At 44.7% G+C, this 13,587-nt stretch carries 10 protein-coding genes; 7 read left to right on the forward strand and 3 right to left on the reverse strand.

What is annotated here, in order from left to right; translation table 11 throughout:
• Positions 1-100 precede the first annotated feature (100 nt).
• Together VPH40_RS18345 and VPH40_RS18350 are read right to left on the reverse strand one after the other, a co-directional pair.
• Positions 101-535 (reverse strand): STY0301 family protein, encoded by a 435-nt coding sequence (locus tag VPH40_RS18345; protein WP_328574143.1) that lies wholly within the window; start codon positions 533-535, stop codon positions 101-103.
• A 10-nt stretch (positions 536-545) separates the two neighbouring features.
• Entirely contained in the window at positions 546-932 is a 387-nt protein-coding gene (locus VPH40_RS18350; protein WP_328574144.1) for a BPSL0067 family protein, read from the reverse strand.
• A 140-nt stretch (positions 933-1,072) separates the two neighbouring features.
• Between VPH40_RS18350 and VPH40_RS18355 the strand changes: the two genes are divergently transcribed.
• The 5 genes from VPH40_RS18355 to VPH40_RS18375 all read left to right on the forward strand — a co-directional run bounded on the left by VPH40_RS18355 (position 1,073) and on the right by VPH40_RS18375 (position 7,417).
• Positions 1,073-1,402, forward strand: coding sequence for a type II toxin-antitoxin system RelE/ParE family toxin (locus VPH40_RS18355; RefSeq protein ID WP_328574145.1), 330 nt, complete (start codon positions 1,073-1,075; stop codon positions 1,400-1,402).
• A gap of 31 nt (positions 1,403-1,433) precedes the next feature.
• Positions 1,434-1,868: an addiction module antidote protein gene (locus VPH40_RS18360; protein WP_328574146.1), complete on the forward strand. Its 435-nt coding sequence runs from the start codon at positions 1,434-1,436 to the stop codon at positions 1,866-1,868.
• A gap of 653 nt (positions 1,869-2,521) precedes the next feature.
• The gene (locus tag VPH40_RS18365; protein ID WP_328574147.1) at positions 2,522-3,811 is read left to right on the forward strand and encodes a hypothetical protein; all 1,290 of its coding nucleotides are present in this window, start codon (positions 2,522-2,524) and stop codon (positions 3,809-3,811) included.
• Position 3,812: 1 nt separating this feature from the next.
• Positions 3,813-6,053: a sensor histidine kinase gene (locus VPH40_RS18370; protein ID WP_328574148.1), complete on the forward strand. Its 2,241-nt coding sequence runs from the start codon at positions 3,813-3,815 to the stop codon at positions 6,051-6,053.
• Entirely contained in the window at positions 6,050-7,417 is a 1,368-nt protein-coding gene (locus tag VPH40_RS18375; protein ID WP_328574149.1) for a hypothetical protein, read from the forward strand. The genes VPH40_RS18370 and VPH40_RS18375 overlap by 4 nt, the downstream gene beginning before the upstream one ends.
• Before the next feature lie 587 nt (positions 7,418-8,004).
• Here VPH40_RS18375 and VPH40_RS18380 read toward each other — a convergent pair.
• Entirely contained in the window at positions 8,005-8,604 is a 600-nt protein-coding gene (locus tag VPH40_RS18380; RefSeq protein ID WP_328574150.1) for a hypothetical protein, read from the reverse strand.
• 280 nt (positions 8,605-8,884) lie between these two features.
• Between VPH40_RS18380 and VPH40_RS18385 the strand changes: the two genes are divergently transcribed.
• Positions 8,885-11,827 carry a DEAD/DEAH box helicase gene (locus tag VPH40_RS18385; RefSeq protein WP_328574151.1) on the forward strand — a complete coding sequence of 981 codons (2,943 nt, stop codon included), beginning with the start codon at positions 8,885-8,887 and terminating at the stop codon, positions 11,825-11,827.
• A 565-nt stretch (positions 11,828-12,392) separates the two neighbouring features.
• A complete protein-coding gene (locus VPH40_RS18390; protein ID WP_328574152.1) occupies positions 12,393-13,535 on the forward strand; it encodes a DUF4062 domain-containing protein in 1,143 nt (380 codons plus the stop codon).
• The last annotated feature ends 52 nt before the right edge of the window (positions 13,536-13,587 follow it).

Below are 13,587 nucleotides of genomic sequence, written 5' to 3' on the forward strand. Positions count from 1 at the left end.
GTGGGGTTAGCAGCATGTATAAGACGCTTTGTGCTGAGTAAGATCGACCGGTATGCGGCGGCGCGGCATCAGACGAAAATACCGTCGATACCAAAATGCCTTAACGGCAATCGATATCGATCTCGCTCTGTCCGGCCTTGCTGCCTTTCCTGTAGGTAAATTCGCAAACGCTGACACTGTCGTCCATCCTCCTCGACAGCGTTACTTCACCATGCACGCCGTAGCTGCATTGCAGCCACTTGCCATCTGGATAGCGACCATCCAGACGGTAGCTGAGCGTCGTTTGCCCTTTCTTCTTGCGCTCCCCGCTGGGTACCAGCTGCCCCCTGCGCTCCGGTGCGCCATCGATCGGCGCTGCGGCGCTCAGGTAGAGCGGGCTGCCGATATACGGCGTCCAGCCGGCCGGTACGCCGGTCAGGCTGATCGATGCCGCAGGCACGCTCTCCGGGCAAGCATATGAGGCAGTCATGGCTGCCTGCGCTAGCACCGGGAAAATGCAGCAGGCGGCGCCGGTCAACAAACGTTTAGGTTGCACGGATACGCCCCTATTCGATGACGAAAAAAGCATCGGCATTGTTGCTAGGATCGATATGCAAGCCATTCTTATACTGACCTTTGGAACGCAAGGTTCGCGAAGTCACGATGCCCAGGCGCTTGCCCGTCCACTGATCCATGACAATGATGCCGTCCAGCGTCTGCCCCATATACAAGGCCGCGTGATTGCCTTGTTGATGATTCGCATACTTCCCGTTGATAAACGTGGCAATGGCCGTGCCCTTGCGCAGCAAACGATTTCCCAGCACGGCTTCCCCCTGCTTCCAGGCCAATGTGGCAGGCGCACCCGCGTAGTGGCGGACCAGCGCAACGCATTGATGGTTACCGACCATGGTGGTTTTTTCCAGTTCGTCGACTTTGGTGTAGGTGTAGGACATGAGACTCTCCTGGCTTGGTGGGAGAGTCTTACGATACATGGGGGAAACTATGAGGGGTTGAGACGCGACAAGGTTTGTGGGGGAACAAGGGTTACTCAAATTTGATTGCACATCTGTATTCGAATGAATACAATGTTTTCATGAAGACGGTCAAAAAAACCAAGCACTTCGGCAACTGGTTGTCCGATATCAAGGACGACAAGACAAAGGCAATCATCGCTCAGCACATCGTTCGCCTGGAAAACGGGTTGGGTGACGTGAAGGCAATTGGTGGCGGCGTCCGAGAACTACGCATTGATGTAGGGCCAGGCTGGCGTGTCTATTTCATTGAAGTTGAAGGGTACGTGATCGTGTTGCTCGTGGGAGGCAACAAGAGCACCCAGGCTACCGACATCAACAAGGCCAGGCAGATGGCCAAGGAGTTGAAGAAGTCTGCCGCAGAGAAAACCGTCGCAAAACCGACAAAATAATAGCGACCCGAAGCAATACAGGAGGTGCATCATGACTGAGCACAACATCAAACTGTCCGACCTTGAAGGGCTGGATCTGGAAGACTTCGACCCAGCGGAATACATCACCAGCGATGAAGCGGCTGCCGCCTACATCACGCAAGCACTGGAAACGAACGACGCCGCCATATTCGCCGCCGCCATTGGCGATATCGCGCGTGCGCGTGGCATGGCCGAGATCGCCAAGGCGGCGGGTTTGGGGCGCGAGAGTTTGTACAAGGCGCTTCGCCCGAATAGTCAGCCGCGCATGGAGACCATGACTCGCGTATTGGGTGCGCTTGGGGTGCGGCTGGTGGCGGAGGTTATTGGGTCTGGGGAGACGGTGGCGGAGGAAAGCGTTGCAATTCCTAAGCGGGTAGGCAGGTCGGTTGCGAAAAAGGCGATGGGTAGGAGGGTACGGGTGCGGGGCAAGGCGGCTGTGGTTTAGGCCGCGGCAACGAAACCCGCAGTTGCCAAGGCTCCTGCAGCCTACGGGCAGGTCTGCCATTCGGACACGAACTGATGCTTTGGGCACCGTAGAAACCTATTAAGCCCTTGTCAGTATGAATTCATAGCCAATTGGGGACTTCGAAAGAACAAAACTGCCGACGTGGCCCTCTCCGAATCGACCAACTGCTGCCAGCTGCGCGGGCAGCTTCGGACGCCGAGGGCGTGCCTTCTTAGTTCTCCGGGCTGGCTCCTACCGTGCGCAATGCCTCAGCCCGTGTCCAAATGGCAAACATGACCCGTTGGATGCGTATCCCCCTTGGTGTACAGTCGGCTCCTTAGCATCGCACAAATCGCAATTTTTTGCAGGCAGTATGCATCGGTAAAATTGCACGCCGTATACGATACCTTCGGACCTAGAAGGCAAATAGTGCCAATTGAGATAACGTACACGCACTACTATCGCGTCGAAATTTTCTACCTTAGGTAGCGTAAACCACCATTGGCACTCAATATTCACCAAATGTAATAAAAATGTGAATTTTGCCGATTTTTTATTTATTCTTATTTACACCTCTAAGTCAACAAAAAACTATACTTAGTGCGTGGGCACAGTGTAGTATTTCATTAACTAAAAAAATTAAGAGTTTTACTATGGCAGATGGATACACAGGAATTTCCTCGATCAAAAAAGCGAGAGAACTCAGCATCGCCGATGTACCCCATAACACATTTTGGGACACGGGAGAAAAACGGGAACTCAAGATGCACCGGATCCATTCCTACCCGGCGAAATTCCCAGCTTTTATTACCCACAAGGCGCTTGATTACGCCAAGTCCAAGAAGATAGTCGTGCGCAGAATCGCCGATGTATTCTGCGGATGTGGCACTGTAGCGTTTGAAGCGCAACGGGAAGCACTCGCTTTTTGGGGATGCGATATCAATCCAGTGGCCACATTAATTGCTCGTGCAAAAAGCCATCAATACGAAATTAAAATTTTAGAAAAATACTTTGAAGAGATTCAAAATACATTCAAATCTTCTAGCAGAGCGATTGGACTGACCTCTGATGCGAAAATCAGACTTTATTATTGGTACCCAGACAATCAAATGCGTGCTTTGGCAAAATTACGTAATTCTATATATAACGCAGTTCCCGAAGGAAGTATTTATAGGGACTTCTTTCTCTGCGCTTTCTCAAATATTTTAAAAGCGTGTTCTCGCTGGCTAACAAAGTCAATTAAACCACAGATTGATCCCAATAAAATAATTTCCGGAGTGATACCCAGTTTTTCCAGCCAATTTAATTTAATGTTAAAAGCTTATCGCGAAAGCCCATCGACTGGAAAAAATCATACAGAAATTATTAACGAAAATTTTCTTTCAGTGGATCATGGAAGCACTGGCGTAGTGGATATGATAATTACTAGCCCGCCCTACGTTACTTCCTACGAATATGCTGACCTTCACCAGCTTTCATCGCTATGGCTAGGATTCGCCACTAACTATAAAGATTTACGCAATGGTTCCATTGGCACAACTCAACATGATTTCAATTTCACTCGTGAAGTAAAGAGACTTAACCATAGTGGCAGTGAAATTGTATTTAGTCTATTTTCACAAGATCCAAGAGCAGCAAAATCTGTAGCCAAATATTATCTAGATATGCAACAAGTTGCTGATCGGTGTTCAAAAATGTTAAAAATTAACGGCTTAGCCTTATTTGTTATTGGAAACACAAAATATAAAGGAGTGCTAATAGATAATGCGAAGCATCTAACTGAATCATTGATACAGGCAGGATTCTCAAATGTATCATTAGCCAAACGCACAATTTCCAATAAAATTTTGACGCCATATAGAACGCCTAAAGGACGATTCACTAGATCCAATGAGGAATCTCAGGTTTACGGTGAAGAATTTGTTCTGATAGCGGAGCGATAATATGAAAAATGATTTTAAGATTCGGCCATATGCGCGCCTTTTGACAATGTTAGGCGAGCAACTCATTAAAAACGAACGAATTGCTTTAGCTGAACTAGCTAAAAATTCCTACGATGCTGACGCCAATTGGGTAAAAATATCATTTTTAAATTTTGGTAAAAATATGGAAGTAGATGACGATTCCGTCATCTTAATTGAGGACGATGGTAGTGGCATGACATTGGAAACGATCAAGAACCAATGGTTAAGCCCTGCTACTCCTTCGAAAAAAATCAGCAAAAAGACTTTAGACACTACTGAAAAAGGTCGAAAAATTCAGGGAGAGAAAGGAATTGGGCGTTTTGCAGTATTAAAACTTGGGAAGAAAGTTATAATAACAACTCGTCCGATTGACAGTAAAATTGAACATGTAATAAATTTCGATTTCTCACAATACGATGATGATTTTCTTAGCGAAAATAACAAACAAAAGGAAATATACCTCGATGATTTATCTATTGAGGTAGAGTCTAGGCCAGCAGCAGTCATTATACCAAAGACAAGAAAAATATCTGGCGCATTAATAGAACAAGGAACATCTGGAACTAGAATAGAGATCTCTGGCATAAAGGGAACGTGGACGCCTAATAAAGTAAGGGATGTCTTTAGGGACCTGACTCGCTTACAGTCAATATTTGATGGTGCGTCTGGTAATCTTGTTGTTCACCCTCAAACATCATTCCAAGTTTCCATTGAAGTGAATGGCGATGATCAAGACTTTAGTGAAAATTACGTAGAGCGCCTGCATACGTTGCTAACTGAAAGCTCAGTTTTTCAAATTGAAGATGGTCAGTATAACCAACCAAAAAAACTTTTCTCTTTTAAGTTAAATGGAATTCCTCAAATTTTACATCTGGCAGACTCTGACATAACGGCGCTGCGGGTTTTTCGAGACCACTTCGGCACTGCAGGTGAGGAATTGAAACGCCGCTCTACCGAATGCGGCTCCTTCAATTTTGGATTCTATGTATTTGATTTCAGCGCGTCAGCTGAAGCGAAATACTCTCTTGATAAGGATGATAAAAACCTTATTAAGGATCACAGGATATATCTTTATCGGGATGGTATTCGTGTTTATCCTTATGGTGAGCCAGATGACGATTGGCTACGTATTGACGCCTATCGTGGCACTATCAGCGCAGGGCAATTTCTGAGCAATGATCAGGTTGTCGGATATGTCAATATTTCTGAGAAAGGCAATCCGGGCTTAAAGGACAAAACCAACCGCGAAGGATTAATAGAAACAGGCAATCCTACCGATGATTTTATTTGCCTATTGCAAACTTTTTTAGCTTTTGTTCGATCGAAACCATATGCACAATATCGCGCTGGAATCGTCGAAAAAAATGCGATTAATATATTTAAAGAAGAACAAGTCAAGACTGATTTCGAGGTAATCAAGGAATCGATAAAAGACAATAAGAAAGCAGTAGCTCTTCTTGAAAAGGCGGAGAAAAACTATAAAGCGGAAAGACAGTTTCTCGTTCAGAGAGCTGAAACGACTGAAGATCTTGCCGGTGTAGGCTTGTCTGTTGAGACGGCATCACATGACATCACATCTATCATGAACAAAGCATTACAAAAGATGGATTCTATTATTAGGGTCGGCAACGGTAAAGCTAAAGTCAACTTTGAGAAAATGATGGAGGACTTGGCATCTGTCCGAGGTATGCTGGGTTTTATCGACTCACAATTGCGTGACATCCAATTGCTATTTCGTTCGGCCAAACAGAGACGCCGTGAAATACGTGTCTCCGACATTTTGGAAAAGGTAGCAAAAATATATGAGCAGACGATATCTAAAGCAAATATCGAATATGAAGTCGAGGTGATAGGTGGGCCACTTGTAGCAAAAACTACCGACGCTGTCTTACTTCAGCTTTTATTAAATCTATTCGACAACGCTGTGTTTTGGTTGGATGCATCGGATATTGAAACAAAGCGGATAAAAGTTCAGTTAGATGGACGGGAGTCAATATTAATTTTCTCTGATAATGGACCTGGAATTCGAAAAGATGATGCGCCCTATATTTTTGAACCATTCTATTCCGGAAAAGGTGAAGAAGGTCGTGGACTTGGATTGTATATTGCAAAACAACTATTGGAGAGACATGACTACTCCATTGAATTGGCAGATTTAAAAAATCAGAAAATACTCTCTGGGGCAAATTTTGTTATCAGTTTTGTGCGAGAAAAATCATGAGTGATTTGAGTTCTTTGTTTCGCGGTATCGCCGTGCTTATCGATGATGAAGTCAAGACCGAAGGTACAGAAATATTTTTACTCGCCGAGCAAATAGAATCTGAAAACTCGCATGTAATTCGGCTTCCAGCCTTACCCTCGGACATTCAACTTGAAAATCTTTCTGAGGCTTCATTCTTCGTTTTGGATTGGAATCTTCATAATGCAAATGATAGTGACGAACTACCTCTCATTAAATATGGTGATAGAATTTCAAAAGAGCATATTAAGCTAAACTTAGATTTTCTAAAAAAAATTCGGGCGCGAAAATTCGCTCCAGTTTTCATTTTCACAAATGAAAATCCAGAAGAAGTCAGGGCGCGATTAAAAGAAGATGATCTTTTCAATGACAGTCCTAGCGATCACATTTTTGTTTTCCCTAAGCGAGAGGTTATCGACAAGGGCATCTATTTTATTTTAAGCGAATGGATTAAAGGCCACCCCAGCGCCTATGTCCTTAAGAGATGGGAAGCTGCATATGCAGAAACCCGAAATTCGTTCTTTGTTGATTTTTATGGATTCAGCCATCTTTGGCCTGTCGTCCTTTGGCAAAATTACGGAGACGATAACGTCTCCGAGGCTGCAGAGCTAACCTCTATGATTGGCAGGAACATCGTCTCCCGCTTACGCCCAGTGCCTTTTGATGCCGCTATTATGGCTGACCAACGTCACATAGATGCGGTAAGCGAACAGGTCAAGCCTGAAGAGGTGAGGAAAGTGCTGGAAGGCGAACGCTTCATTCGTACTGACCGCCTACAGCCTTCAGTCTCCATCGGAGATGTGTTCTATAAGCAAGGTAAGTACTATGTAAATATCCGCCCTGAATGTGACTGTGTCGCAAGAGATGGCGTAGGCGAAAACGACATTACAATATATCTAATCAAAGGTAACAAGGTTACCGATAATGGCTTCCATAAACTCTACAATGCCCAGATGGGAAACTTCCTTGATAAGGAAACCACAACCACAATCTTTGCTATGTACAACGGAATAACTGTTTGCTTCCAGTTTAACGACTTTAGAACAGCAACGTGGGGGGAATGGAAAGCATCACGAATTGGTCGCTTAGTACCGCCGTTTAGTACTAAGCTCCAACAACGATTTGCCGCGTACATACAGCGCGTGGGACTTTCCAGAATTCCGCCTCATGCAGTCCCTCCTGACACTTCAGCCCCGGACGCTGAAGTAGAGCCTGCCTCCGCAGCGGAGCCCCCCCTTTCATCCACTGCAGCCGTCGCGTCGGTTGTTCGTTCAGATGGGACATTCTGGGAGTGGCTAAAGAATTTGCCGAAGAGTGCCCTACAAAAGGTTTTTGGGAACGCTTGATTAAAATGGCTTTCGGGTGCAGGGTCGCGGGTGCAGGGTCAGATCCGCCATTGGATACGGACTTATGCATTGGACGCTGTAGAAGCCCGCTCAGTCGAAACCTGATTAGAACCACGAACGCGCGCCACAGGCGCGTGAGGCTGCCGCGCAGCGGCAGCAGTTGGTTGATTCGGAGAGGGTCGGGCCGATAGGCCCGACCCTTCGAATCCCCCGCGCAGGGCGCGCAGGCGCCCTGCTTCTCTCCGCCGGGCACAAAAACAAAAAGGCCACCCGAAGGTGGCCTTTTGCTTTTGTGTCTATGGCGGAGAGAGGGGGATTCGAATTTTCGCTGGAAGGTCGCATACATACAAATTTTTGGCAATTCAAGATTTTAGCATTACCCCAAACATACCCCTCATAGCAGCATACATCAGCCGCCTAGGAAGCTTCTGCTCTACCATGAGCTACACCCGCATGCATCGCATTCTACGCGGATTTGCACGCTGTTGGCAAATCCGCAAGCCGCATAGTGTGATGAGAAATGGGATGACTGATTTCACCGAAGTGTGATAGCCATGTAGCGTCCATTACAGCCAAACCCTGACGTGTCAAACGCTCGGCCACAGGGCAGCGACGTATGCCAACTCAGCGTTGAGCATAGCGGTGGCCGGGCCTGTTGCCACGCCGAGGAAGTGAAGCTTGGATTTACGTACATCAAGCAGCGCAACAAGATCACCTTCCTGGCAACTCGCCCGCAAGACAACTTCCATTAGGACAGGCACCAGTTCGATACGCGCTTTGGTGATCTCATCCGACTTGAAGTACAGCTTGATGACAATACGCTTGCCGTCGATGATCAATCCCAGCTCCGGGTTTACGAGTACATCAACCCCTGCATGGCTGTAGCTCCCACGTGGCGGGTCAAACCAACCCACGGCCTTCTTGCCCCAAAATTTCTTATAACCATCAACAATTTCTTGGTAGTTGCCGATCTTCTTTGCATCCGCAAGCGATGGAACGATGTTGTCTAAAGCATCTCGATTCTTCCCGTTTACATGGATCGATACAATTGAGCTGCGCAAAGCACGATAAAAATCAGTGGCGGGTTGGTATGCCGCACGATTCTTGACCTGTCGGACCTTGGTCGCCTTCGGTGTTCCTGCCTTCGAAAATACGTCAACAACGTCAGATAAGGTCAAATTTGGCATAGCTCCTCCAATGGGTACACATACGTCAAGGGGCCTTTCCCAATGGAAAGCAGGGTTATATTAGCACTTCTGGGTTGGAAGTATTTCCCGGCACATTCGCCAACATCAAGGTCAAAAGTTGCGCAGATTTGACGCGCTGGAGCCTAAAGGGAGCGCCCAGAGGTCGCAGAACTAACTATCATTGTGATAGAAACTAAGGAATTTGCATTTCAGCAACCGATATGGCACTCTAGCAATCATTAAGAAGCGAAAACTTAGAAAATTTATGGGAGGTTAGCGAATGCCATTCGATCCAATTAGATATGAGAGTGATGACGTATATCGGAGTTGGATAGAAAACCCATTCCGATTCGTTGAACCGAATGAGAACAACGGCATGCAGGGATTAAGAAGGCCTCAATTAGGGGCCTTGTACACCGCATTAGCGCATTTAGTTTCTGCCGCTGCCACTCCAGCTACTATTGTCATGCCGACTGGCACAGGCAAGACTGACACAATCTTCGCTTTAATATTTGCTGGCACTTTTTCAAGAACGCTTATCATCGTTCCATCCGATGCGCTACGAGATCAAATCGCAAATAATATTGTTGAGCTGCGAAATTTAAGAGCAATGGGCGCAATTCACACTGACGCAAAGACGCCAGTTATCGGAAAGATAAAATCCCGCCTCTCCGAAGCTGAGGTGAGTGAACTTAAGAGTTGCAATGCAATAATCGCAACTCCACAGGCGTTACAAAATTTTTCACCTTCCGAGCTATCAGCTCTAGCGAATTTATGCTCGCACCTCATTATTGATGAGGCACATCACGTAGCCGCAGCCACTTGGAAAAGTGTTCGAAAACTATTTCTGGATAAGCCATCTATTCAGTTTACCGCCACCCCATTTCGCGAGGACAAAAAGAGTCTAGACGGGAAAATAATTTATCATTATTCTCTAAAACAAGCTCAGCTGGACGGATATTTTCAAGAAATTGAATTTCACCCAATCCGCGAATACAATCCGCTTCTAGGAGATCACGCCATTGCTAGCAAGGCAGTGGAGCTCCTTAGAAATGACTTGGATAGCGGCAAAGATCATCTAATGATGGTTAGAGCAAGATCACAAGCAAAAGCAACTAAACTTTTCGAAATATACAATGAGTATTCAGATATTCCTTGCGTACTGATTCATAGCAAAACACCTGATAAAGATAATGTTTTACTGAAAATAAAAGAAAAAAAATACAGAATAATAGTTTGCGTCGATATGCTTGGTGAAGGCTTTGACCTTCCGGAATTAAAGATTGCTGCCATTCACGATCAACATCAGAGCCCTGCTGTAACCTTGCAATTCATAGGTCGAATGACAAGGGTAAGTACCAAACTCGGAACTGCTAAATTTGTGGCTAACATCGCGAATCAAAGAATGGACTCTCAGATGGCATCGCTTTATGAGGAGAGTGCGGACTGGAGCGCAATCATTCGGGACGTAAGCGAAACTAAAATTCAACGAGAAGTGCAACGAGATGAATTCGCTGCTCAATTTGAAGATGGAAGTGGAAAAGAAATACTAGCGCTCAACCCAGAGCCCAACATTAGCGCGATTGCTTACCGGTTGTCCGAATCTGACTGGCTTCCTATCAATGTAGAGGGTTTTACAGCTCACAAAGAAGAGTTAATCTTCTCCTCCGTAAATGAGTCAAAAGATCTCGTAATCTTGATTACAAAAGCAAATGTCTCAGTATCGTGGGCTCGGACTTCAGAAATAGAAAATGTTGAATGGTTTCTTTACTTAGCGCACTACAATAAGCAGAAAAATACTCTGTTTATTCATTGTTCCGGAGATGATAAACAATCGAAGAAATTCAGATCTCTCATTTCCAGAAACTCTGCAATAATTTCAGGCGAGAAAACTTTCCGGACTTTGCATGATATAAATTTTCTCAAACTACAAAATGTTGGCCTTTCCAGAAATCAGAAAGATATCCGTTTCACTATGCATGTGGGACGCGATATTAATTCCATAATTGGAGAACTCGAAAATGGAACAGCCATAAAATCGAATATTTTTGCTACAGGCTTCTTTAATGGAGAAAAAGCCACGGCCGGTTGTTCACACAAGGGGAAAATTTGGGAAATGGACTCTGGACCTATAGACAGATGGGTAAATTGGTGTAAGCACGTCGCAGAAAAACTCAATGATGATAAAATCGAAACAAAGAACATCATCAACAATGTCATGCGATCAGAGCAGATAAATAACAGCTGGCCAACAGGATTATTTTACGCGGACTGGCCAGAGAGCATTTCAATTGAAAACGAGATAAAGACGTGGTTAATTATCAATGGAATCTCCTACAACCTGCTAGATGTCAATCTTTCCCAACCAACACGAAAATCTGACTCAGAACTAGAGATTTCCATGTACACCTGCAACGATAGCGGTGTGGAATCCGTACTCGGGATCGTAAAAATTTATCTACTGAAAGACGATTATCGATTTGTTTGTGACAACACAAAAATATCTCTAGATGGTGAAAGACTTTTATCCGAATACCTTCAAAATAACCCACTCAGATTATTAAAACAGGATGGCTCTGTAGTGTACGGAAATTATCGTTACTATTCACCTTCCACTATAAATATTTTAATTCCGAAATCACTAATTTCTGTATGGGATTGGGGAAGTACAAAAATTCACCACGAGTCCATGGGCAAGGAAAGAGACTTGGACACAGTACAGGGATTTACCTATCAGAAAATTATTGACAAATATGACATAATTTTCAACGATGATGGTGCCGGTGAAATTGCCGATCTTATCGGCATATGCGAGCAAGATGGAATTATTAGGATAGACTTGTATCACTGCAAATATTGCTCTTCAAAAGGTGGCGTGACAACTCCTGGAGGACGTGTAAACGACACTTACGAGGTCAGCGGCCAAACTTCTCGATCTGTGAAATGGATGCACTCCGGTGAGGCACTACTTTCGCAACTAATGGCGCGGTATCAAAAATCGATAACATCCGGATTTGACCGGGTACTTAAGGGCGCCATTGTCGATATTGATCTGCTTCGATACAAATGCCGAGATCATGAAATGAAGTTAAACTTCTACATAGTGCAACCAGCCATATCAGAAAATTCGATAACATCTGAGCAATTGACGGTACTAGGTACGAGCTATACTTACATAAAATCTATTTCAGGCAATGACCTACGAGTGATAATAAGTAAATAGTTTCACAGTAATTATCGATCAAAGAACGGCAGAACGAAGCCCTACTCTACTGTGGCTTAGTTAGAAAATAGAACTATGACATCATGCTGCACGATGCCACAATACTCTTTCTGAAGAAAACTAAAAGGGGATCATGGGATTCCATTGGTAGCGGAACTCTTGCTTTCTTTAACTGCGCTCTTCGAATTGTCTCAGCAGCTCACGTGTTCGAGGCTCTTGAAAGTGGGAAAATTTATATTTGAGCTGCAGAGTGCATCTTTGAACTCGGCAGCTTTCAAAGCTTAATTTCAGACAAACGGCCTTTTGGTAATGTAAGAACGAATGACCCAATAGACCTGGGCGTTATGCCTGTGCCACAGCATGTTTTCGAGAGCATAAATGGTAGGGTTAGATTCGCACAACTGGAATTCATAGAAGATGATAGGAAGTCGAAAGCTCTGCTTACCCATACCAGGTTCTCTAGCAATGTGCATTTCGTGTGTTAATATTGCCAAAAATCTCACCCTAGCCACACATTCGTATCTGTGGCCTCAACACTATAATAATTAAAATTTTAGGAGTGGTTGTGCGTATATTTCTTTCGTCAACAGCATATGATCTGTACGACATTCGGGCATTTGTTATTCACGAATTGGAGAACGATGGTCATGAAGTTGTATATCATGAAAACGCAGCTTTTCCTGTTCATTTTGGGCATTCACACGACGAATGTATGGAAGCCATAAAAAAATGCGATGTCGTTGTTTGCATTCTGGACAGGCGATATGGCGGTAGCTATCGGGGTGCGGGAGCACCTCATATCGTGGATCAAAAATTAAAAATTAAGTACTATGGCAAGAATGGTGAACCTAATTCAGAAGAAATAACAATTCCCGCACGCGATTTGAGCATCACTTGGTGTGAGCTAATTACTGCGTTCACGAATAAAATGCCGGTCATGACTTTCGCTAGGAAGCGAATGTTAGATGAAAAAGAAACGCGACGACGAAATCAAGAATATAAAGAATTCCAAACCGCCTATGTAGAGAATAGTTTGATATTTGATCTTGTGGACTGGATTACGAAGCAATCGCGTAGTAATTGGATTGCAGGATTTGATAGTATTGTGGACTTGCGGTCGATGCTCTCGAGATGGAGCGCGGCTTTAAAAAGTGAGTTCGTCGTTAATCGCACAGAAGAAAATTCTACGCAAATTCCTAGCTCACATATTGCGATAGTAGTGGAAGGTGAAAATGACAGAAAGTTCGTAAAATTTCTCATCGAGAAATTGAAGCTTCAAAGTTTTTTTTCCATTACGGTTGGTGGTGGCAGTTCCATAGTCTCAAACCTTAGGATGATGCTCGATTCGCAGTACGGCGCAGCGTATGACAAGGTGGTTGTTCTGGCTGATGCCGATCTTAAAGACAATTTCTCCAAGCTGAATGATCGACTGGATGGCGAAAATAGCGTGCATATTGTTTTTGCGGATCCGGAGATTGAGACGTGGCTCGTCGCGGGCTTAGACCCAGATTTTTTCAATTCGCGCGCTGGTAACATCACGCGGAAAGTTTTTTTGGAACATTTCGGAAAAATGACTGGCATTGAATTAGACCGCCAGCTCCTGCATTATGACATTGAAGCTGCCAAGAATCTTTTGCCTGAACTGGCACGGTTTATCGAGTTGATATCCGATACGGAGTCCGATCGGAATAGGGACATAGCTGAGTAATGGCCGATTTATGAGCCGCCTTTATCTGGGAGCTATATCTGTATCGACTCTA

The sequence above is a fragment of the Janthinobacterium sp. P210005 genome (assembly GCF_036231865.1).
Lineage (GTDB): Bacteria > Pseudomonadota > Gammaproteobacteria > Burkholderiales > Burkholderiaceae_D > Janthinobacterium > Janthinobacterium kumbetense.

What these genes read in the sequence shown, in the direction of transcription:
- VPH40_RS18350 (WP_328574144.1), bottom strand. Translation starts at nt 932, where the DNA reads ATGTCCTACACCTACACCAAAGTCGACGAACTGGAAAAAACCACCATG.
- VPH40_RS18355 (WP_328574145.1), top strand. Translation starts at nt 1,073, where the DNA reads ATGAAGACGGTCAAAAAAACCAAGCACTTCGGCAACTGGTTGTCCGAT.
- VPH40_RS18360 (WP_328574146.1), top strand. Translation starts at nt 1,434, where the DNA reads ATGACTGAGCACAACATCAAACTGTCCGACCTTGAAGGGCTGGATCTG.
- VPH40_RS18365 (WP_328574147.1), top strand. Translation starts at nt 2,522, where the DNA reads ATGGCAGATGGATACACAGGAATTTCCTCGATCAAAAAAGCGAGAGAA.
- VPH40_RS18370 (WP_328574148.1), top strand. Translation starts at nt 3,813, where the DNA reads ATGAAAAATGATTTTAAGATTCGGCCATATGCGCGCCTTTTGACAATG.
- VPH40_RS18375 (WP_328574149.1), top strand. Translation starts at nt 6,050, where the DNA reads ATGAGTGATTTGAGTTCTTTGTTTCGCGGTATCGCCGTGCTTATCGAT.
- VPH40_RS18380 (WP_328574150.1), bottom strand. Translation starts at nt 8,604, where the DNA reads ATGCCAAATTTGACCTTATCTGACGTTGTTGACGTATTTTCGAAGGCA.
- VPH40_RS18385 (WP_328574151.1), top strand. Translation starts at nt 8,885, where the DNA reads ATGCCATTCGATCCAATTAGATATGAGAGTGATGACGTATATCGGAGT.